This window comes from Bordetella flabilis (genome assembly GCF_001676725.1).
In the GTDB taxonomy this organism is placed as follows: domain Bacteria; phylum Pseudomonadota; class Gammaproteobacteria; order Burkholderiales; family Burkholderiaceae_B; genus Bordetella_C; species Bordetella_C flabilis.
Genome location: NZ_CP016172.1, coordinates 659,593 through 678,661, shown reverse-complemented (window position 1 = coordinate 678,661; position 19,069 = coordinate 659,593). Strand labels below are relative to the sequence as shown.

The 19,069-nt window shown below is 67.2% G+C and carries 19 protein-coding genes; 4 read left to right on the top strand and 15 right to left on the bottom strand.

The features are described from left to right. Positions 1 to 61: 61 nt before the first annotated feature. The 9 genes from BAU07_RS03010 to BAU07_RS02970 all read right to left on the bottom strand — a co-directional run bounded on the left by BAU07_RS03010 (position 62) and on the right by BAU07_RS02970 (position 9,484). On the bottom strand, positions 62 to 1,150 hold the full coding sequence (locus tag BAU07_RS03010) for a mandelate racemase/muconate lactonizing enzyme family protein (protein ID WP_066653984.1): 1,089 nt from the start codon (positions 1,148 to 1,150) through the stop codon (positions 62 to 64). Positions 1,151 to 1,265: 115 nt separating this feature from the next. Then, complete coding sequence (locus BAU07_RS03005) at positions 1,266 to 2,801, bottom strand: UxaA family hydrolase (protein WP_066653982.1); 1,536 nt, start codon at positions 2,799 to 2,801, stop codon at positions 1,266 to 1,268. Positions 2,802 to 2,857: 56 nt separating this feature from the next. After that, positions 2,858 to 3,721, bottom strand: coding sequence for a fumarylacetoacetate hydrolase family protein (locus BAU07_RS03000; RefSeq protein WP_066653977.1), 864 nt, complete (start codon positions 3,719 to 3,721; stop codon positions 2,858 to 2,860). A 39-nt stretch (positions 3,722 to 3,760) separates the two neighbouring features. Beyond that, positions 3,761 to 4,516, bottom strand: coding sequence for an SDR family oxidoreductase (locus BAU07_RS02995; RefSeq protein WP_066653975.1), 756 nt, complete (start codon positions 4,514 to 4,516; stop codon positions 3,761 to 3,763). Between the two features lie 24 nt (positions 4,517 to 4,540). Continuing rightward, complete coding sequence (locus tag BAU07_RS02990) at positions 4,541 to 5,947, bottom strand: TRAP transporter large permease (RefSeq protein WP_066653973.1); 1,407 nt, start codon at positions 5,945 to 5,947, stop codon at positions 4,541 to 4,543. A 27-nt stretch (positions 5,948 to 5,974) separates the two neighbouring features. Beyond that, complete coding sequence (locus tag BAU07_RS02985) at positions 5,975 to 6,586, bottom strand: TRAP transporter small permease (protein ID WP_084025206.1); 612 nt, start codon at positions 6,584 to 6,586, stop codon at positions 5,975 to 5,977. Between the two features lie 13 nt (positions 6,587 to 6,599). After that, complete coding sequence (locus BAU07_RS02980; RefSeq protein ID WP_084025203.1) at positions 6,600 to 7,574, bottom strand: sialic acid TRAP transporter substrate-binding protein SiaP; 975 nt, start codon at positions 7,572 to 7,574, stop codon at positions 6,600 to 6,602. Between the two features lie 62 nt (positions 7,575 to 7,636). Beyond that, positions 7,637 to 8,665: an L-idonate 5-dehydrogenase gene (locus BAU07_RS02975; RefSeq protein ID WP_066653971.1), complete on the bottom strand. Its 1,029-nt coding sequence runs from the start codon at positions 8,663 to 8,665 to the stop codon at positions 7,637 to 7,639. Positions 8,666 to 8,734: 69 nt separating this feature from the next. Beyond that, on the bottom strand, positions 8,735 to 9,484 hold the full coding sequence (locus BAU07_RS02970; RefSeq protein ID WP_066653969.1) for a FadR/GntR family transcriptional regulator: 750 nt from the start codon (positions 9,482 to 9,484) through the stop codon (positions 8,735 to 8,737). A 117-nt stretch (positions 9,485 to 9,601) separates the two neighbouring features. Here BAU07_RS02970 and BAU07_RS02965 point away from each other — a divergent pair, with 117 nt between their 5' ends. The 3 genes from BAU07_RS02965 (at position 9,602) to pyrF (ending at position 12,250) form a co-directional block, all read left to right on the top strand. Then, positions 9,602 to 9,997: a diacylglycerol kinase gene (locus BAU07_RS02965; RefSeq protein ID WP_066653967.1), complete on the top strand. Its 396-nt coding sequence runs from the start codon at positions 9,602 to 9,604 to the stop codon at positions 9,995 to 9,997. 112 nt (positions 9,998 to 10,109) lie between these two features. Then, positions 10,110 to 11,429: an NAD(P)/FAD-dependent oxidoreductase gene (locus BAU07_RS02960; RefSeq protein ID WP_066653966.1), complete on the top strand. Its 1,320-nt coding sequence runs from the start codon at positions 10,110 to 10,112 to the stop codon at positions 11,427 to 11,429. A 2-nt stretch (positions 11,430 to 11,431) separates the two neighbouring features. Further along, positions 11,432 to 12,250, top strand: a complete 819-nt coding sequence (gene pyrF / locus BAU07_RS02955) for an orotidine-5'-phosphate decarboxylase (protein ID WP_066653965.1) — start codon at positions 11,432 to 11,434, stop codon at positions 12,248 to 12,250. A gap of 12 nt (positions 12,251 to 12,262) precedes the next feature. Here the strand turns inward: pyrF and BAU07_RS02950 are convergent, their stop codons facing one another. The 6 genes from BAU07_RS02950 to ribBA form a co-directional block, all read right to left on the bottom strand. Beyond that, the gene (locus BAU07_RS02950) at positions 12,263 to 12,802 is read right to left on the bottom strand and encodes a CinA family protein (RefSeq protein WP_066653964.1); all 540 of its coding nucleotides are present in this window, start codon (positions 12,800 to 12,802) and stop codon (positions 12,263 to 12,265) included. After that, positions 12,799 to 13,305: a phosphatidylglycerophosphatase A family protein gene (locus BAU07_RS02945; RefSeq protein ID WP_066664654.1), complete on the bottom strand. Its 507-nt coding sequence runs from the start codon at positions 13,303 to 13,305 to the stop codon at positions 12,799 to 12,801. Before BAU07_RS02945 ends, BAU07_RS02950 begins: the two co-directional genes overlap by 4 nt. A gap of 29 nt (positions 13,306 to 13,334) precedes the next feature. Continuing rightward, positions 13,335 to 14,243: a thiamine-phosphate kinase gene (gene thiL / locus BAU07_RS02940; protein WP_232338312.1), complete on the bottom strand. Its 909-nt coding sequence runs from the start codon at positions 14,241 to 14,243 to the stop codon at positions 13,335 to 13,337. Between the two features lie 166 nt (positions 14,244 to 14,409). Then, complete coding sequence (nusB, locus tag BAU07_RS02935; RefSeq protein WP_066653958.1) at positions 14,410 to 14,898, bottom strand: transcription antitermination factor NusB; 489 nt, start codon at positions 14,896 to 14,898, stop codon at positions 14,410 to 14,412. Then, the gene (gene ribH, locus BAU07_RS02930) at positions 14,882 to 15,406 is read right to left on the bottom strand and encodes a 6,7-dimethyl-8-ribityllumazine synthase (protein WP_066653956.1); all 525 of its coding nucleotides are present in this window, start codon (positions 15,404 to 15,406) and stop codon (positions 14,882 to 14,884) included. The genes nusB and ribH overlap by 17 nt, the downstream gene beginning before the upstream one ends. A 117-nt stretch (positions 15,407 to 15,523) precedes the next feature. After that, entirely contained in the window at positions 15,524 to 16,702 is a 1,179-nt protein-coding gene (gene ribBA / locus BAU07_RS02925) for a bifunctional 3,4-dihydroxy-2-butanone-4-phosphate synthase/GTP cyclohydrolase II (RefSeq protein WP_066653954.1), read from the bottom strand. Between the two features lie 341 nt (positions 16,703 to 17,043). Between ribBA and BAU07_RS26650 the strand changes: the two genes are divergently transcribed. After that, positions 17,044 to 18,933, top strand: coding sequence for a CYTH and CHAD domain-containing protein (locus BAU07_RS26650; protein WP_084025200.1), 1,890 nt, complete (start codon positions 17,044 to 17,046; stop codon positions 18,931 to 18,933). Positions 18,934 to 19,069 lie beyond the last annotated feature (136 nt).

The following is a 19,069-nucleotide window of genomic DNA, read 5'->3' as shown; positions in this document are numbered from 1 at the left end:
CCCGGGGCGCGATGCCCTGCTGCGCGCGCCGCCGTCCGCATGGCAGGACCTCATCACGGTCCTAGCGCATTTCGGACAACGCGCCCTCCTTGAAACGGAATCCCCACCCCGGCCCCTGGCGCGGGAAGGCGTTGCCATGCTCCATGTGCATGGGCGTGTCGATAAGCGTATCGATCCAGTCGAAGCTTTCGGCGGCCATGCCGTTGGGCGTGCCGCAGAGCAAGGGGACGTCATAGTCGCGGTAGTGGTGCGGAAGTACGCCAAGGTGGTGGGCCGCGGCGAAGACGGTGGAGGCGCGCCAGTTCTCCACGCCGCCCAGCCGCATGAGGTCGGGTTGCCACATGTCGATGCCATTGCATTGCACCAGGATCTTCAGGGCTTCGACGTCGTGCTCCCGTTCGCCCATGGCGAGCGAGAGACCCCCCTGGCTGCGCAACGCCTCGTAGCCGCCATAGTCCCGTCGGTGCAGGGGCTGTTCGAAGCACACGACGCCAAGCTCGACACCGACCCGGGCCAGCACGAGCGCGTCCGGCCGTTGCAGGCCTTCGTTGCCGTCCATGATGATGCGCACGCTGGGCCCGACGGCATGCCGCACCTTGCGCAGCCGCGCGGCATCGCGGGTGATGTCGGAGGAGCCGACGCGTATCTTCACGGCGCGAAAGCCGCGCTGGGCAAAGGACGTGACTTCGTCGACCAATTCCTGGTCCGAATAGGATAGCCAGCCCCCGGACCCGTAGCACGGGATGCTGGCGCAGTGGGTGCCGAAAAGATTGTGCATGGACACGTCCAGCGTGCGTGCCCAGGCGTCCCACATGGCGACGTTGACGACGCCGACCGCCCAGCGCTGCAGCCCTTCGCCGCCGAAGTAGGCATGCTCGCGATTGGCGCGCTGCAGGAGCAGGCCGGGCGCGGCGCTGTCCAGGCCGACGACCAGGGGCTCGAGGTCGCGCAAGGCGCCGCGGATGGCGTTGTGCGAATAATGGAAGGCCACCAGATAGCCCTGCCCGGTGCGGCCGTTGTAGAGCTGGACCTCCGCGATCAGGAAGCGCAGCGCCTGGATGGTATGCATGGCGTCCGACAGCGGCCTGTGCAGCGGTGTGGACGCCTCGTAGAAGCGCAGGGATTTGACGGCAGTGGGGGCTTTGCTCATCGGGTCGTTCCCAACGCTGGGGCTATTGCGTTCTTTATACCCCTCGGCCGTGACACGTGCGAGATCCCGCGAGCGGTTTTTCCGGATGAGCTGATGTGCATGACGCCGCCCGCGGCTACATGACGGCTCCGAGCTGCCAGGGCACGAACTCGTTCTGCCCATAGCCGTGCGCCTCGCTCTTGGTGGTCCGGCCCGATGCGGTGTCCAGCATCATGCGGAAGATCCGTTCCCCCATTTCCTGCACGGTGGCGCCGCCTTCCACGATGGCGCCGCAGTCGATGTCGATGTCGTCTTCCTGGCGTTGCCACAGGGCGGTGTTCGTGGACAATTTCAGGGACGGCGCCGGCGCACAGCCATATGCGGAGCCGCGGCCGGTGGTGAAACAGATCAGATTGGCGCCGCCCGCCACCTGGCCGGTGGCCGATACCGGGTCGTAGCCCGGGGTATCCATGAATACCAATCCTTTGGCGGTCACCGGTTGGGCGTATTCGTAGACATCGACCAGATTCGTCGTGCCGCTCTTGGCGATGGCGCCGAGCGATTTCTCCAGGATGGTGGTCAGGCCGCCGGCCTTGTTGCCCGCCGACGGGTTGTTGTCCATTTCTGCATCGTTGCGCCGGCAGTAGTCTTCCCACCAGCGCAGTCGCTCCAGCAGCTTGTCCGCGACTGCGCCGGAGACGGCACGGCGCGTCAGCAGATGTTCGCCGCCATAGATCTCCGGGGTTTCGGACAGAATGGCCGTGCCGCCGTGGCGGACCAGCAGGTCCACGGCCGCGCCCAGCGCGGGATTGGCGCTGATGCCGGAATAGCCGTCGGAGCCGCCGCATTGCAGCCCGACCGTGATATGGCCGGCAGGCACCGGCTGCCGCTGCACGCGGTTGGCTTCCTCCAGCATCCACTCGACGAGTTCGATGCCGCGCGCCACGGTCTTGCGCGTGCCGCCGGTGTCCTGGATGTTGAAAGTCTGGAACTGGCGGCCGGCCTGCAGGCCTTCCTGCTCCATGAGGCCACCGATCTGGTTGGTCTCGCAACCCAGGCCGACCACCATCAGCCCGGCAAAGTTGGGATGCCGGGCGTAGCCGCCCAGGGTACGGCGCAATACTTTCAGGGGCTCGCCTTCGCTGCCGGTGGCACAGCCCGCGCCGTGCGTAAGCGCGACGACGCCATCGACGTTGGGATAGGCGGCCAGGGCCTCCGGATGGATGTCGCGGCGGAAATGATCGGCGATGGCGCGCGCCACGGTGGCCGAACAATTGACCGAGGTCAGCACGCCGATGTAGTTGCGCGTGGCGACACGCCCATCCGGGCGGACGATGCCGTCGAAGACGGCCGGCGTATCGACATAGGGCGTCGGGTGAGCGTCCTGCCCCGGCGCATAGTCGCGCTGGAATTCGCTGAACTCCAGGTTGTGCGTATGCACATGCTGGCCGGCGGCGATGTCCTGGCGGGCGACGCCGATGACCTGGTTGTAGCGGCGCACGGGACTGCCGGCCGCAATGGGGCGCACGGCGATCTTGTGGCCGGGCGGGATCAGGCCCACCACGGTGACGTTTTCTGCTTCGAGCCGGGTACCGCCCAGCAGTTGGCGCCGGGCGATGACCACGTTGTCGGCGGGATGGATGCGAATGACGGGGTTGTCGATGGCGCTCATACCAAACTTCCGGTGTGACGCCGCGGCGAAACGTTCGCCGCGGCCAGGCGGACGGCTCAGCCGTCGATCAGTTCGGGGTTCCAGGCGTGTACGCGTTGGCGCTGCTCGCCCAGGCCGTCGATGGCAAGGCGCATTTCGTCGCCGGCCTTGAGGAACTTGGGCGGCTTCATGCCCAGCCCCACGCCGGGCGGCGTGCCGGTGGTGATGAGGTCTCCCGGATACAAGGTCATGAAGCGGCTGACATAGCTGACGACCTGCGCGACGTTGAAGATCATGGTGCGCGTGTTGCCGTTCTGCACGCGCGTACCGTTGACGTCCAGCCACATGCCCAGGGCCTGCGGGTCGGGAATTTCATCGGTGGTGACCAGCCAGGGGCCGACCGGGCCGAAGGTGTCGCAACCCTTGCCCTTGTCCCAGGTGCCGCCGCGCTCGATCTGGTATTCGCGCTCCGATACGTCGTTGACGATGCAATAGCCGGCGACATGCTTGAGCGCATCGGCCTCGGAGACATAGCGCGCCCGCGCGCCGATGACCACGCCGAGTTCGACTTCCCAGTCGCTCTTGACGGAATCCTTGGGCAGCACGACGGCGTCATTGGCGCCGACCACGCAACTCGTCGGCTTCATGAAGACGACCGGCTCGGCGGGAATCGGCAGGCCCGATTCCGCGGCGTGGTCGGCATAGTTCAAGCCGATGCAGACGAACTTGCCCATGCCGCTCCACGGCGGCGCGATGCGGCCCGGGTCGCTGACGATGGGCAGGCTGGACGGGTCCACCTTGGCGATGGGCGCCAGTCCCTGCGGGGTCAGCAGATCCGCGGTGATATCGGGCACCACGCCGGAGAGGTCGCGGACCTTGCCGTCGCGATCCAGGATGGCCGGCTTTTCGGCGCCTTTGGCGCCATAGCGCATGAGTTTCATCTTGCTTGCTTCCTTCAGCGTTGATAGAGGTGTGGACGTTCAGTTGGACCAGCCGCCGTCGATGACCTGCACCGTGCCGGTCGTGAAGGCGGATTCGTCGCTGGCCAGGTAGACGGCCAGCGCGGCGATTTCCTCGGCACGGCCCAGGCGACCCATCGGCTGCCGCGCCACGAAGGACGCTTCGACTTCCTGGGTCGTGAGCCCGCTTTGCCTGGCCTGCGCCGCGATGCGGTCGCGCAACGAGGGAGACTCCACCGTGCCTGGGCAGATGGCATTGCAGCGAACCCGCTTGGCGACGAAATCCAGCGCGACCGACTTGGTCAGTCCCACGACGGCGGCCTTCGTCGTACTGTAGACGAATCGGTTGGGCACCGCCTTGACGCTGCCCGCGACCGAAGCCATGTTGATGATGGATCCGCCGCCCTTGGCGACCATGCCGGGCAGGAAGGCCTGGATCAGCCGCACCATGGCGCGCACGTTCAGGTCCACCGCGAAGCTCAGGTCTTCGTCCGTGCTTTCCAGTATGGTGCCGCTGTGCACATACCCGGCGCCGTTGAACAGGATATCGACGGTGCCGGCGGCCGCCGCCGCGTCCTTCACGGCACGCGCATCGGTGATATCCAGTTCGCATACGGTGCAGTGCGGCAGCTCCGCCAGGGCGCTGAGCCCGGTCGGATTGATGTCCGCGGCAAAGACCTGGGCGCCTTCGCGCAGGAAGGCTTCCGCCGTCGCCCTGCCGATGCCCTGGCCCGCCGCGGTGACGAATGCCACCTTACCCGCCAATCGCTGACCCATAGTGCTACTTCCTCCGGTTAAGAATTACTTGCCCATGCCCAGCGCGGTCGGCAGCCACAAGGTGATCTGCGGCACATAGGTAATGGCGATCAAGGCCGCGAACAGCGGCACCAGCCAGGGCAGGATCGCCATCGTCGTGCGCTCGACCGACAGCCGCGCCACGCGCGCCAGCACGAACAGCACCATGCCCAGGGGCGGATGCAACAGGCCGATCATCAGGTTCAAGGTCATGATCAGGCCGAAATGGATGGGGTCGATGCCGAGCTTGAGCACGATGGGCAGCAGGATGGGCACCAGGATGGTGATCGCGGCGATGGTATCGATGAAGCAACCGACGACCAGGATGAGCACGTTGGCCAGCATCAGGAAGACCCACTTGCTCTGCGTGACGCTCAGTATGGCGTCCGTCAGCGCCTGGGCGGCCTGGGTGGTGGTCAGCAGCCACGCGAACACCGACGCGGCGGTGACGATGAACAGCACTGAAGCCGTCGTCTCGATGGTTTCGAAAGTCGCCTTGGCGAGCAGGCGCAGCGTCATGCTGCGATAGCGCACCAGCCCCAGGAACAGCGCCCACACGACGGCGGCTACAGCCGCTTCGGTAGGCGTGAACCAGCCCAGCGTCATGCCGCCGATCAGGATAACCGGCGCCATCAGCGCCATGACCGCGGAGAAATTGAAGCGCCAATCGAGCAGCAGCAGCACGGCGAACGCGATGATGGCGGCCAGGTTGGTCGACACGCCCATGCGCGACATCATCCAGATGGAAAACGGAAACGCGAGGACGACGACGACCTCCAGGCCGGCGGCGGCCAGGCGACGCAGGTCGAACTTGATATCGCCGCCCCAGTTGTTCTTGCGGGCGTAATACGCCACGGTGAACATCATCATGATGGTCAGCACCGCGCCGGGCACCACCCCGGCCAGGAACAGCGAGCCGATCGATACATTGGCCATCATGCCGTAGATCACGAAAGGCAGCGAAGGCGGGATGATGGGTCCCAGCGTGGCCGATGCGGCTGTCACGCCCACCGCGAACTCGGTGTCGTAGCCGTGGTCCTTCATGGCCTTGATTTCGATGGTGCCCAGGCCGGCCGCATCCGCGATGGCCGTTCCGGACATTCCGGCGAACACCACGGAGCCGACGATGTTCACGTGGCCCAGCCCGCCCCGCATCCATCCCACCAGCGCCACGGCGAAGTTATAGATGCGGCCCGTGATTCCGGCGATGTTCATCAGGTTGCCAGCCAGGATGAAGAAGGGCACCGCCAGCAACGGAAAGGATTCCACACCCGCGATCATGCGCTGCGCCACGACGACGTCGGGCACATCGCCGGAGACCAGCAAATACAGCAGCGATGCGCCGGCCATGGACACCGCCACCGGCACGCCGACGATCATCAGCAGGAGAAACGAACAGATCAATATCCACATGCCCAGCCCCTTGTCGTGTGCCGCACCTCAATCCACCTTGTCGTAAGCTTCGGGCCGTTCCAGGTTGGAATAGCCTTGCCGCCAGTTCTGCGCCGTGACCTGCAGCGAGCGCAGGCACATCAGCACGAAGCCGAACAGGGCGAGCCAGTACACATAGGCCTTGTTCCACTCGATGGTGGTCATCGGCTCGTCGCCAACCAGCTGGATGTATTGCCACACCAGCCAGGCGACATAGGCGAAGAACGCCGTGCGCAGCACGTCGATCGCCGTCGACAGCACGCGGCCCGCCGCGCGCGGCAGGTAGCGGTACAGCAGGTCGACCTGGATGTGCCGGCAGGTACGCACGCACATGGCGGCGCCGATGAACACGACCCCGATCAGGGCATAGGTGGCCAGTTCCTCCGTCCATGCGAACGAATCGTTCAGCACATACCGGGTGAAGAACTGCAGGAACACCAGCAACGCCATGATCCAGAACAGTCCCAGGCACAGCCAGTCCTCGAAGGTATGCCCGGACAGGTCCACTTCCTGGTGGTCGGCCTCCTCGAAACTGGAGACGATGGACTCCACCGACGATGGGTGTTGCGTGGCCTGCGCCGCAGGGCCGCCCGGCGGGGAAACGTGTACATCGGTCACCATGTCGGCTCCTCCGTTACTTCACGGCCTGGATCTTTTCCCAGTCGGCCTTCTCGTAGCCGTACTGCTTGAACGGCACATTCTTCAGCACGGTGTCGCGGAAGTCGGCGACATCCACCGTGTCGACCTCGATGCCTTTCTTCTTGAACTCGGCGACCAGTTCCTGTTCACGCTTGATGATCTGGTTGGACGCCCGCACGGCGGCCTCCTGCGCCACTTCGGTGAAGATCTTGCGGTCTTCCGGGGACAACTTCTTCCACAGGCGGCCTGAAATGATGGTGTTCAGGTGGTCGACGATGTGGCCGGTCAGGACGATGTTCTTCTGCACCTCGTAGAACTTCTTGGCTTCGATGGTCGTCAGCGGGTTTTCCTGGGCTTCGACCGTGCCGTTCTGCAGGGCGAGATAGACCTCGGCGAAGGCGATGGGCGAGGTATTGGCGCCGCAGGCGCGCGGCATGGCCAGGTAGGCCGGCACATCGGGCACGCGCATCTTCAGGCCCTTCATGTCCGCGCACTTGTGGATGGCCTTGTTCGCGGTGGTCTGGCGCGTGCCGTAGTAGGTCGTGGCGACGATATGGTTGCCGCTCTTGTCCTCGTAGCCCTTGGTCAGTTCCTTGTAGATGTCGCTCTTGGTGTAGGCCAGCAGATGCTGGGGATTGCGGAAGGTGTACGGGTAGTAGGTGACGCCGATGCGCGGAAAGGACTTGGCGGCGAAGCTGGATCCGGAAATGATCATGTCCACCGTGCCCAGGGTCAGCCCCTGGTTGATGTCGTTTTCCTTGCCCAGTTGCGAGGCGGGATAGACATCGATGTGATAGCGCCCGTTGGTGCGTTTTTCGATTTCCTGCGCCGCCCATACCGATTCGGTGTGGAAGGGTTCCGACGTCTCGTAGACGTGCGCCCACTTGAGCTTGGTCTGCGCCGTGGCGCCAGCCGAGACGGCGAACGCCAGGGCGGCGAACAGCATTTTCACTGCGTGGCCTTGCTTCATGTGTGTCTCCTCTCTCTTTTGTGTCAGGACGTCATGCGCTCTTTGGCGCCGCCCCGGTGGCGTCAATCACATACCAGCTGCACCTTCGTACTGCGGGAACGGTCGGCCGCCAGCTCGAAGGCCTGCACGGCCTGGTCCAACGGCAACTGCGCGCTCATCAGCGGGCGGACGTCCACCCTGCGCGTGCGCAGGTAGGCGACCGCCCAGTCGAACTCGGGTCCCGCGCGGAAAGCGCCGACGTAGTCGAGCTCGCGGGCCATGATGCTGTTGGCCGGGAAGTGCATGCCCTCCCCCGGCAAGGTGCCGACCTGCACGATGCGGCCGCCACGCCGGGTCGCCGCCAGGCAGGTCGCGAGCGCGGCCGGACTGCCGGCGGCTTCGATGGAGACATCGGCGATGTCGACCAGCTCGCTGGCGTCGGTGGTGTCGCTGCGCACCGTGGCGTCGGCCCCCACGGTGCGCGCCATTTCGAGGGGGCGGTCGGCGATGTCGCAAACGATGATGCGCGCCGCGCCCGCCAGCCGCGCGGCGATAACGGCCATGCAGCCGATGGTGCCGCCACCGGTGACGAGCACCGTGCGGCCCATCAGTTCCCCGGCGCGGCGCACGCCGTGCAGGCCGATCGACAGCGGTTCGGCGCAGGCCAGTTCGCCCAGGGAGATGTCCTCGTCGACCGGCGTCAACTGACGTTCGCCCATGACGAAGCGTTCGCGAAACATGCCCTGGACGTGCGGATACACGCTGGCGCTGCCCAGGAAACGCATATTGCTGCACAGGTTGTCGCGGCCGGCCCTGCAATAGTCGCAACGGCCGCAAGGATGCGAGGGATTGATGGCGACCTTCATGCCGGGCGCGACCCGTGTCACGGCATCGCCGACGCGCAGCACGACGCCGGACGCCTCATGCCCCGGAATGAGCGGTTCGCGGATGACGAAGGCGCCGACGCGCCCGTGCAGGAAGTAATGCAGGTCGGACCCGCAGATGCCGGCCGCGCCAAGGCGCACTTCGACCTCGTGCGGCGCCAGCGGCGCGGTCTCGTCGGGCTCCAGCCGCAGATCGCGGGCGCCGTGAATTCTGCAAGCCAGGCTCATCGCGCCACCTCGCCCCGGGCCTGCTGCATCGCTGCTGCGCGCTTGTTCATGCGTTCTCCTGGCGTGTCGTCATGCCGTGCGCTTGTCGGCGCGCGGGCGGACCTTGTAGCGCCCGGGCTGCCCCGCGTCGCTCGGGGACCAGTTGGCGGTGAAGCGATCATGCGACCGCGCCATGTGTTCGCGCATGGCCGCCCGCGCGCCGTCCGGGTCGGCGGCCACGATGGCGGCCACGACGCGCTCGTGCTCGGCGATGGCGGCCGCCCAGCTTTCGGCGTTTTCGAAATGGCTGCCCAGTTGCACGGCCAGGGGATTGTGACGCTCGTCGTAGAGCTCGCCGACCAGGCGCAACAGCACGGAGTTGTCGGTAGCCTGCGCGATGCGCACATGGAACAGACGGTCGCCGCGCGCGGGGATGTTGCCCGACGCGGCTTCCTCGCGCATCACGTCCAGTGCCTCGCGCAGGCCGTCCACGTCGGCCGCTTGCATGACCAGGGCCGCCTGCGCGGCGAGTTCCCCTTCGATAAGCTGGCGCGCCAGGATGGTGTCCAGGGGGCTCTCGGCCACCACGCTGCCGTGGTGGCCTTGATCGCGGGCACGCACGTAAATGCCGGAACCCATGCGGACTTCGACCAGCCCTTCGACCTCCAGCGCAATCAGGGCCTCGCGCACCGACGGACGGGACACGCCCATTTTCAGGGCGAGGTCGCGCTCCGGCGGCAGGCGGGTGCCGACGGCGAACTCTCCCCGCTCGATCAGCGCGCGCAACTGGTCGGCGATCTGGCGATAGAGGCGGCGCGGTTCGATGGCTTGGAAGGGCATGCGGGCAAAAGGTCAAGTGGCCTTACCAGTTGACCGAATACTGCGCTGCTGCCATGCGTGAAACAATTAGGGTTTGTGCTTATGATGCCTGTCCAGCCAGCCTTCCCTCCCCCCGCCATGACGCCCACACCGCAGCACTCACCCTACAAAAGCACCGGCGGCGTGCGCCGCATCTTCAATGCGCTGCGTTATTCGATGCAGGGCCTGCGCGCCGCCATCCGCTACGAGGCCGCCTTTCGCCAGGAACTGGTGCTGGCCATCCTGCTGATTCCAGCGGCCTTTTTCCTGGGCCGATCGGTGATCGAGGTGTTTATCCTGATCATGTCGGTGGTCCTCGTCCTGGTCGCCGAACTGCTGAATTCGGCCATCGAGGCGCTGGCCGACGCGCTTTCCGTGGAAATGCACCCCTTGCTGGGGCGGGCCAAGGACCTGGGCAGCGCCGCGGTACTGCTGCTTTTGATTTTCACGGTGGCGGTCTGGGCGGGCGTGGCCATCGGCCGCTTCGCGCATTGACGGGCTGGTTCACCGCCCGGGGCACAGCTCCGTGTCACGGCCCGTTCACAGCTCGATTCACGCTCTCGTTTTGGGCCGCATACCGGCCCTGGAGACCGCTATACTCCCGGCCATGCCGACCCCTCCCTTCCATGCCCCACCCCACCGCGTCGTGATCGTGGGTGGCGGCGCCGGAGGACTCGAACTGGCGGCCAGGCTGGGCCGCGCCCATGGACCGGCCTGTGTCACGCTGGTGGACGAGCGCCCCTTCCATATCTGGAAGCCGTCCCTGCACGAGGCAGCGGCCGGTACGCTCGATATCCACCAGGAAGGCCTGTCGTACCTGATGCTGGCACATATGTGCCACTTCTCCTTCGTCCTGGGACGCATGCAGCGCGTCGATCGCACCAACCGCACGGTCAGCGTGCAGTCGGTGGTGGATGCCTCCGGCGTCCCCATCATCCCGGAACGCGCGCTCCCCTACGAAACGCTGGTGCTGGCCATCGGCAGCATATCGAACTTCTATGGCACGCCCGGCGCGGCCGAACATGCCATCACCCTGGACTCCACCGAAAGCGCGGAGCAGTTCAGGCTGACGCTGTTGAAGGCGATGATCCAGGTCGACCAGGCGAAGGTGCACGATCCGACGGCGCGCCTGAACATCGTCATCGTGGGCGGCGGCGCCACCGGTGTGGAGCTGGCGGTGGAACTGCACGAGGCCAGCCACGTCATCGGCGCGTACGGGCTGCCCAGTTTCCGGCCGGAACGCGACCTGAGCATCACCGTGCTCGAAGGCGCGCCTCGCATCCTCGCGGCCTTGCCGGAAAAGCTGGCGCGCGCCGCCCATGCGCGCCTGGCGGAACTTGGCATCAAGGTCCAGACGGGGCGACGCGTGGCCGAAGTCACGGCGCAAGACGTGCGGACCGAAGACGGCGTCCATTTCGACGCTCACCTGTGCCTGTGGGCGGCCGGCATCCAGGGCCCGGCCGTATTGCGCGAACTGGATCTGCCGGTCAATCGCATCGGCCAACTGGAAGTCAACGAACGGCTCGAAACGGCGGACCCCTACGTGCTGGCCTTCGGCGACTGCGCGGCCGCCCCGTGGAAGGGTCATGGCACCGTTCCGGCCCGAGCACAGGCGGCGCACCAGCAGGCCACCTACCTGGCGCGCAAGATCGGCCTGCGCATACGCGGGCTGCCGGAAGCGCCCGGCGGCTATGTCTACAAGGACCACGGGTCGCTGGTGTCGCTGGGCCAGGGCGCCGGCGTGGGCAGCCTGATGGGCAAGCTGGCCGGCCGGGGCCTGTTCGTAAGCGGTACACTGGCGCGGTTCATGTACATGAGCCTGCACCTGATGCACCACCGGGCCCTCCTGGGCATCTGGCGCACCGCCTGCCTGGCCCTGGGCCGCGTGCTGCTGCGCCGGACACGCCCCCGCGTAAAACTGCATTGACGATGAACTTCAAAGAAAAGCTCGATCGCGCCTGGCTAACGTCCGGCTCCCTGCTCACCGTGGGACTGGACCCGGATCCGGGCCGCCTGCCGCGCGAGCTGGACGGCCAGCCGGACGCCATCTTCCGCTTCTGCCGCGACATCGTCGACGCCACGGCGCCCTACGCCTGCAGCTTCAAGCCGCAGATCGCGTACTTCGCCGCCAACCGCGCCGAGGACCAGCTGGAAGCCCTGTGCGACCACATCCGCACGCGGCACCCGGACCGCCCTATCGTGCTGGACGCCAAGCGCGGCGATATCGGCACCACGGCGGAACAGTACGCCCGCGAGGCGTTCGAGCGCTACCAGGCCGACTGCGTCACGGTCAGTCCCTACATGGGCCTGGACTCCGTCGAACCCTATCTGCGCTGGACCGATCGCGGCGTGTTCGTCCTGTGCCGCACGTCGAACCCCGGCGGTTCGGACCTGCAGTTCCTGAAGACCGAAAGCGGCGAACCGCTCTACCTGCATGTGGCCGGGCTGGTGGCTGACAAATGGAACGCCCAAGGGCAATGCGGGCTGGTGGTGGGCGCGACCTACCCGACGGAACTGGCCGCCGTGCGCCAGCGCGTGGGCGACGGCGTGCCGCTGCTGGTGCCCGGCATCGGCGCCCAGGGCGGCGACGTAACCGCCACGGTCACCAATGCGCGCAATGCCATGGGTACGGGGATGTTGATCAATTCATCGCGCGCGATCCTGTACGCGTCCAGCGGCAAGGATTGGCGCGAGGCAGCCGGCAAGGCGGCCGCCGACCTGCGCGACGCCATCAACGCCGTGCGCTAGGTCCCGGACCTGTCAGGCCAGGGTCGGGCTGGGCATCTCCGCGCTGGCCCCGATGGTTTCCAGTACGCCGCGCAACGCGAACATCACGGCCTGTTCGCGCACCTGGGTACGGTCGCCGGGAAACACATGCGTGGCGGCGCGGGTGGTGATGCCGTCGCCGGCGCGCACCGCGAAACCGAAGCACACCATCCCCACCGGCTTGCCCGGCGTGCCGCCTTCCGGCCCGGCGATGCCGGTGGTGGAGACGGCCACATGGGACATGCGCGAGGCCAGCAGCACCCCGCTGGCCATTTCCTGGGCCACCGGTTCGCTGACCGCGCCGTACAGGTTAAGGGTATCCGGCGAGACTTCCAGATCGACCACCTTCGCTTCATTGGTGTAGGTCACGAAGCCCCGGTCGAACCAGCCGCTGGAACCCGGCACCGCCGTGATGGCGCCCGCCAGCAAGCCCCCGGTGCAGGATTCGGCAGTTCCCATCATCCAGTTGCGCCGCGCCAGTTCCTTGCCCAGCATCCTGGCAAGGTCGATTACTTGGGTATCCAACATCGTCATTGAAAGGCTCCGAAACGCACAGCGATTGCCATGACCAGCAGCGTATAGGCCGCCGCCAGAAGATCGTCCCACATGACGCCGACACCGTTCTTCATGCGGGCGTCGAAATAGCGGATAGGCGGCGGCTTGGCGATATCGAAGATCCGGAACAGCACGAAGGCGCAGGTCTGCGCGATCCAGCCCCCTGGTGTCAACCACAGCACCAGCCAGAACGCCACCATCTCGTCCCAGACCATACCGACATGATCCGGGGCATTCAGTTCCTGGCCCGCCCGATGGCAGGCCCAGCAACCATAGGCGAGCGCCAAAGCAAGAAGCAGGCCCAGGACGGGATCGCTGAACCAGCGCGCGACCGCCAGCCAGATCAGCCAGGCCAGAACCGTGCCCCAGGTGCCCGAAGCGGGACGCACCAGCCCGGAACCCAGGCCGAACGCGACGAAGCGCGATGGAGCGCCGCAGATCCACGCGAAGGAAGGATAGGCCACGCGCTGGCGTTCGCGCATGGAAACGGATTCGGAAGGAGGGGTCTGGGTCATGTGGATCGGAAGTGGTCGAAACCCCGCGGCAAATCGGGCAGGGGCGCGCCGTCGGCGTCGAGCACGACCAGCGCTTCATCGGCGTCGATGACGCCGATGCGGGAGACCGCGACGCCGGCGTGCGTCGCGGCGGCGCGTATGGCGTCGCCGTGTGCCGCGGGCGCGGTAAAACAAAGTTCGTAGACATCGCCGCCGGCCAGCACTGCATGCCGCAGCCGGTCCGCCGGCAACCCCGCCAGGGCCGGCGACACGGGCAGGTCGTCCATGCGCAGGCGGGCGCCGACCCCGCTGGCGCGCAGGATATGCCCCAGGTCCTGCAGCAGGCCGTCGGAAATATCGATGGCGGCGTGGGCCAGGCCGGCCAGCGCCTGGCCGAGCGCATAGCGCGGCTGCGGCCATTCCAGCGCCGCGCGGGTGCGGGCCAGCAAGGCGTCGTCCGCCGGCATCTGGCCGCTGAGCAGCCGGTAGGCAATGTCGGCCTCGCCCAGCACGCCCGACACCCAGATATCGTCGCCGGGCCGCGCGGCGTCACGGCGCAGCGCCGCCTGGGGATAGACCGCGCCGAATACGGTCACGCTGATGGCCAGGCCGCCGGGATTGCCGGTGGTGTCGCCGCCGATGAGCGGGCACCCGGCCGCGAGCGCCATGGCATGGAAGCCGTCCGCGAAAGCAGCCAGCCAGGGTTCACGCACCTGGGGCAGCGCCAGGCCCAGCAGGCAGCCGATGGGCTGGGCGCCCATGGCGGCCAGGTCGGATACATTGACCGCCAGCGACTTGTGGCCCAGTGCCCGAGGATCGACATCCGCGAAGAAATGCCGCCCCTCGATCAGCAGGTCGGTGCTGGTGGCCACGTGCATGCCGGCGGGCACGGCAAAAAGCGCGCAGTCGTCGCCTACGCCCAACATGCCGGCCGGCGCCTTGCGCTTGAAGTAGCGGTCGATCAGGTCAAATTCGGAAGCCACCGGACGCTCCTGGAGTATCGCGACATCACGGCCGGACTTGGTTCGCACAAGGTCGTGGGCACAAGAGCAAGGCAAGCGCCACGCCGCCGATGTCAGGGCCCGGACAGGCCTAGCGGCGTGGAGCCGCGCGTACTTCGTGCGGACGCACCACGGCGGCCAGCTTGTCCAGCACGCCATTGACGAACTTGAAGCCATCCGTGCCGCCGAACGACTTGGCCAGTTCGACGGCCTCGTTGATGGCGACCTTGTAAGGCACCTCGACGTGATGCACCAGCTCGTAGCTGCCGATCAGGAGAATGCCGTGCTCGACGGGCGACAGCTCGTTCAGCGGACGGTCGATGAAAGGCGTGAACCGTTCGCGCAGGTTGGGTGCTTCACGCAGGACGCCGTGCAGCAGCGTCTTGAACCACTGCGCATCGGCTTCCGGGAAGTCCTCGGCGTCGCGCAGGTGCGCATCGATTTCGCCGGCATCCTGGGTGCCCTCGCCGCCGCGTAGCAGCCAGGCGTAGACACCCTGCAGGGCGAACTCGCGCGCGCGCCGGCGGGCGCTGCGCGCATTGGCGCGCGCCTGCGCGGCTTGATCAGGAGCGGTCGTCATCGTCTTCTTCGTCAAAATCTTCGTCTTCTTCGTCCTCGTCGTCCGTCTCCGGCTCGAGGGCGGCCACCAGATTGGCCATTTCCACCGCGACCTGGGCGCAATCGCGGCCCTTGCCAGGCGCGCGCGCTTCGGCCTGTTCGTCCGTATCGGTGGTGAGCACGCCGTTGGCGATGGGAATGCCGGTCTCGATGGAGATACGGGTGAGCGCGGCGGCCATCTCGTTGCTGACGATCTCGAAGTGGTAGGTCTCGCCACGGATGACGGCGCCCAGGGCGATCAGCGCGTCGAATTCATAGGTCTCGGCCATGCGGGCCAGCGTAACGCCGAGTTCCAGCGCGCCCGGCACGGTCACCAGCATGACATCACGCTCGTCCACGCCGAGTTTTTCGAGTTCCTCCAGGCAGGCCTCGAGTTCGGCCTGGCCGATCTCCTCGTTGAAGCGTGCGCGGACAATGCCGATGTGCAGCCCCTCGCCGTTCAGATCGGGGGATAAGGTATAGGGGTTCATCGATGACTGCCTTATGGTTGCGGGGCGGTTGGTGCAAGGGTTTGATGCGACCGGATAGCGGGCCGACCGAGGCGGCGTGCCGTGTCCGCCCGGCGAAGGTGGACATGACAGCAGGCCCTAGCGTACCGGGGACGCAGGAGGGTCGCAATCGTAACCTGTAATGGACAGGGAAAAGCCGGCCATGCTGGGCATTTTGCGCGGACGCGCCAGCAGCTTCATCTGGCCGACGTTCAGGTCGCGCAGGATCTGCGCGCCGATGCCGTAGGTGCGCAAGCCCAGACGGTCGCCGCCGCGTGCTTCGCGGGTGGCGTCGGCCGCTTCGTTCCAGGCGGCGATTTGCGCCGACACGTGTTCGCCCCCGGCCTCGCAATTCATCAGGACGACCACACCGGCCGGCGCCGCCGCGATCGCCTGCAAGGCCTGGGCGACACCCCAGCTGTGGCCGCTGGCGCCGGTATCGAGCACGTCCAGGATGGAGGCCGGCTCGTGTACGCGGACCAGGGTCTCGCGCTGCGGGTCTATTGCGCCGTGGACCAACGCCAGGTGGATGGACTGGGTGGCGGTATCGCGGTACGCCACGGCCTGGAACTCGCCCCAGGCCGTCTGCATGGGCCGCGCGCCCAGGCGCTGGACGATGGATTCGTGTTCGCTGCGGTATTGGATCAGGTCGGCGATGGTGCCGATCTTCAGTCCATGGGCGCGCGCGAAGGAAACGAGATCCGGCAGGCGCGCCATCGCGCCGTCGGGCTTCAGGATTTCGCAAATGACGGCCGCGGGCGTCAGCCCGGCCATGGCAGTCAGGTCGCAGCCGGCCTCGGTGTGGCCGGCGCGCACCAGCACACCGCCCGGCACGGCGCGCACGGGGAAGATGTGGCCGGGCTGGACCAGGTCCTCCGGCTTGGCGTCGCGGGCGACGGCCACGCGGATCGTGCGGGCACGGTCGGCCGCCGAAATACCGGTCTCGACACCGACGGCCGCTTCAATGGACACGGTGAAATTCGTGCCGAAGCGAGTCCCGTTGCGGGACGCCATCAGGGGCAGGTCCAGCTGGCGGCAGCGTTCTTCCGTCAGCGTCAGGCAGACCAGGCCCCGGCCGTGCGTCACCATGAAGTTGATGGCCTCCGGCGTGACGAATTCGGCCGCCATGACCAGGTCGCCCTCGTTTTCGCGGTCTTCTTCGTCCACCAGGATGACGATGCGGCCGGCACGAAGTTCGGCGATGATCTCGGAGACCGAGGCGATGCCGAACGATTCAGCTTCGGGGGCGGGTGCGACGGAGTTCGGCTGGGCGGACATGACGGAAAGAACGGGCGGAGAAAAGCGGATTTTACCGCTGCGCGCAAAACCCGCGGCCGGCGCCGTTGAATTGGCATTTCCTCGTCCCCGGACCCGCGGCGCCTGTGACTCCGCGCCATGGGCGGCGGTGTCGTCGGTGGGGCGGTGGAGGCGGTGGACGCGTGGACACGAGGGGTAGGCGTGGAACCGGAGCCCGGAAGCAGCAGCCGGTGCCCATGGTGCCCCCAGGCGCTGCCTGCCCTGGCCGTCGGGGCCCGGCGACATGACCGCTTCATGACTGGTCATCAATATCCGGCCATGGATGCGTAAGATCCGTACTTTTCGTGGTTTTGCGGAATGTCATGTCGGAACAGGAACTGAAGCTGCACGTGCCCAGGGCGTCCCGCGCGGCCGTCGAGCGGGAACTCAAACAGGCCGGGGCCGAGCGCGTGTCGCTCCATGCCATGTATTTCGATACCCCGGGACGCGAACTGGCCCGCGCACGGGTGGCGATACGGCTGCGCCGGGAAGGGCGCAACTGGATCCAGACGCTGAAAACGCCCGGGGCCAACGCCATTACCCGGGTAGAAATAAACCATCCGCGCCCCGGCCCGATCCTGGACCTGTCCGTCTATGCCGGCACCGAGGTGCAAGACACGCTGGCCGGCCTCAAGGGCGAATTGGGACTGCGCTACGAAACCGACGTGATCCGGCTGCTGCGCAAGTCGCGCACGCGCTATGGGACGGTGGAAATCGCCTATGACAGCGGGCTGTTGCGCGCGGGCGAGCTGGAACTGCCCATCTGCGAAGTGGAGTTCGAACTGATGTCCGGCCGTCCGGCGGCCATCTTCGCCGCGACGCGTACCTGGCAGGCCCGTCATGGACTGGTGCTCGATCCGCGCAGCAAATCCGAACGCGGCGACGCCCTGGCCCAGCTGGCCCATACGCTGGCGCAGCCGGACCTGGGCGAAGAGGCGCGCACGGCCGCCATCGCGCAATTCTGGGGCCCCCGCTCTGCCAAGCCGGTGCGGCTGTCATCCGATATGACGCCCGCGCAGGCCCTCGGCGTGGCAGCCGGGGAATGCCTGGACCAGGTGGCCCGCAACGCCGCCATGCTGGCGGAGGTCGATACGCTGGATCGCTACAGCGCGGGCCAACCGGAGCACGTGCATCAGTTGCGGGTCGGCATGCGGCGCCTGCGCTCGGCATGGCGCCTGTTCAGGGGCTGGGCGCAGTTGCCGCCCCAGACCATGCAGGACGCCCTGCGCGCGCATTTCGCGCACTTCGGTGCGAACCGGGACCAGGATGTCCTGCAGGAGTCGATCATTCCGGCCCTGGTGAAGGCCGGTATGCCGACCTTTCCCATCCCCGACGACGGGGCGCCGCCCGAGACCGCGCAGGTGAACGCCGCCAGCACGGCATTCCAGGCCTGGCTGCTGGACATGCTGGAATGGAGCCTGGACGTGCGGCCGGAGGACGGGCAGTCGCAGCAGCCGGCGGCCGCGAGTGCGCCGCAAGCCGGCGACGCCGCATCCGGCTCACGCGGCCCCGTGCGCAGGGCGCCGCCCGCCGCGCCCGCGCTGGCTCGCGGATCATCGCGCCTGGCCGTCGCCAGCGTTGCCGTGCAGCCCGGCGCGGGGAACGACGGCAGCACCGGGAAACAGGCCGACGCCGGCAGCCCCGGGAACGATGCCGATGCGGCGCCCGGCGCGGGTCCGGCGCGCGCCGAGGGCAAGCATGGCGGTTCCGTGGATGGCGGCACGGCCGATCGCGGCACGAACGATGGCGGCGGGATCCCGGCAGGCCACGCCGCCGCCCCGCTGCAGCCGACCATCATTCCGCTCAACCCGCCGCGCGAGTCCCGTCCCTTGCAGGTCTTGCTGGCGCGGCGCCTGCGGAAATGGCATAAGCAGGTACTGGGCGAAGGCGCCGTTTTCGCCGATCTGGAGATCCCCGCGCGGCATGAGCTGCGCAAGCGCGCCAAGCGCCTGCGCTATGGCCTGAGCTTTGCCGAGTCGCTGCTGCCGGCGGCCAAGATGCGCGATTACCGCCGCAGGCTGGCGGCCGTGCAGGACGTGCTGGGGGAGATGAATGACCTGGCGGTGGCCCATGACCTGTACCGCCAATGGAGCAGCCGCTATCCGCAGGCCTGGTTCGCGCTGGGCTGGATCAGCGCGCGCCAGGAGAAGCTGGTGACCGAAGCCCAGCGGGCTTTCAAGAAGCTGGGCGAAGCGAAGCGGTTCTGGAAGTAGCGGCGGCACGCCGCTGCGCGCCGGCGGCGATTCGGCTGAAACCCGCCTGCAATCCGGCATGCCGGCTGCGATGGCGCCAGTTCGGCTCCAGGCGGGCTGGGCTGCCCAGGCCGGCGGGGGAGCCGGCCCTGGCGCG

Excerpts from the sequence above, each read along its gene's own strand:
- ribBA (WP_066653954.1), bottom strand. The coding sequence starts at position 16,702 with ATGTCCGCCCAGCCGAACTCCGTCGCACCCGCCCCCGAAGCTGAATCG.
- BAU07_RS02980 (WP_084025203.1), bottom strand. The coding sequence starts at position 7,574 with ATGAAGCAAGGCCACGCAGTGAAAATGCTGTTCGCCGCCCTGGCGTTC.
- BAU07_RS02975 (WP_066653971.1), bottom strand. The coding sequence starts at position 8,665 with ATGAGCCTGGCTTGCAGAATTCACGGCGCCCGCGATCTGCGGCTGGAG.
- BAU07_RS02990 (WP_066653973.1), bottom strand. The coding sequence starts at position 5,947 with ATGTGGATATTGATCTGTTCGTTTCTCCTGCTGATGATCGTCGGCGTG.
- BAU07_RS02970 (WP_066653969.1), bottom strand. The coding sequence starts at position 9,484 with ATGCCCTTCCAAGCCATCGAACCGCGCCGCCTCTATCGCCAGATCGCC.
- BAU07_RS03010 (WP_066653984.1), bottom strand. The coding sequence starts at position 1,150 with ATGAGCAAAGCCCCCACTGCCGTCAAATCCCTGCGCTTCTACGAGGCG.
- BAU07_RS02965 (WP_066653967.1), top strand. The coding sequence starts at position 9,602 with ATGACGCCCACACCGCAGCACTCACCCTACAAAAGCACCGGCGGCGTG.
- BAU07_RS02960 (WP_066653966.1), top strand. The coding sequence starts at position 10,110 with ATGCCGACCCCTCCCTTCCATGCCCCACCCCACCGCGTCGTGATCGTG.
- BAU07_RS03000 (WP_066653977.1), bottom strand. The coding sequence starts at position 3,721 with ATGAAACTCATGCGCTATGGCGCCAAAGGCGCCGAAAAGCCGGCCATC.
- thiL (WP_232338312.1), bottom strand. The coding sequence starts at position 14,243 with ATGTTGGGCGTAGGCGACGACTGCGCGCTTTTTGCCGTGCCCGCCGGC.
- BAU07_RS26650 (WP_084025200.1), top strand. The coding sequence starts at position 17,044 with ATGTCGGAACAGGAACTGAAGCTGCACGTGCCCAGGGCGTCCCGCGCG.
- nusB (WP_066653958.1), bottom strand. The coding sequence starts at position 14,898 with ATGACGACCGCTCCTGATCAAGCCGCGCAGGCGCGCGCCAATGCGCGC.
- BAU07_RS02945 (WP_066664654.1), bottom strand. The coding sequence starts at position 13,305 with ATGCGCGAACGCCAGCGCGTGGCCTATCCTTCCTTCGCGTGGATCTGC.
- pyrF (WP_066653965.1), top strand. The coding sequence starts at position 11,432 with ATGAACTTCAAAGAAAAGCTCGATCGCGCCTGGCTAACGTCCGGCTCC.
- BAU07_RS02950 (WP_066653964.1), bottom strand. The coding sequence starts at position 12,802 with ATGACGATGTTGGATACCCAAGTAATCGACCTTGCCAGGATGCTGGGC.
- BAU07_RS02985 (WP_084025206.1), bottom strand. The coding sequence starts at position 6,586 with ATGGTGACCGATGTACACGTTTCCCCGCCGGGCGGCCCTGCGGCGCAG.
- ribH (WP_066653956.1), bottom strand. The coding sequence starts at position 15,406 with ATGAACCCCTATACCTTATCCCCCGATCTGAACGGCGAGGGGCTGCAC.
- BAU07_RS03005 (WP_066653982.1), bottom strand. The coding sequence starts at position 2,801 with ATGAGCGCCATCGACAACCCCGTCATTCGCATCCATCCCGCCGACAAC.
- BAU07_RS02995 (WP_066653975.1), bottom strand. The coding sequence starts at position 4,516 with ATGGGTCAGCGATTGGCGGGTAAGGTGGCATTCGTCACCGCGGCGGGC.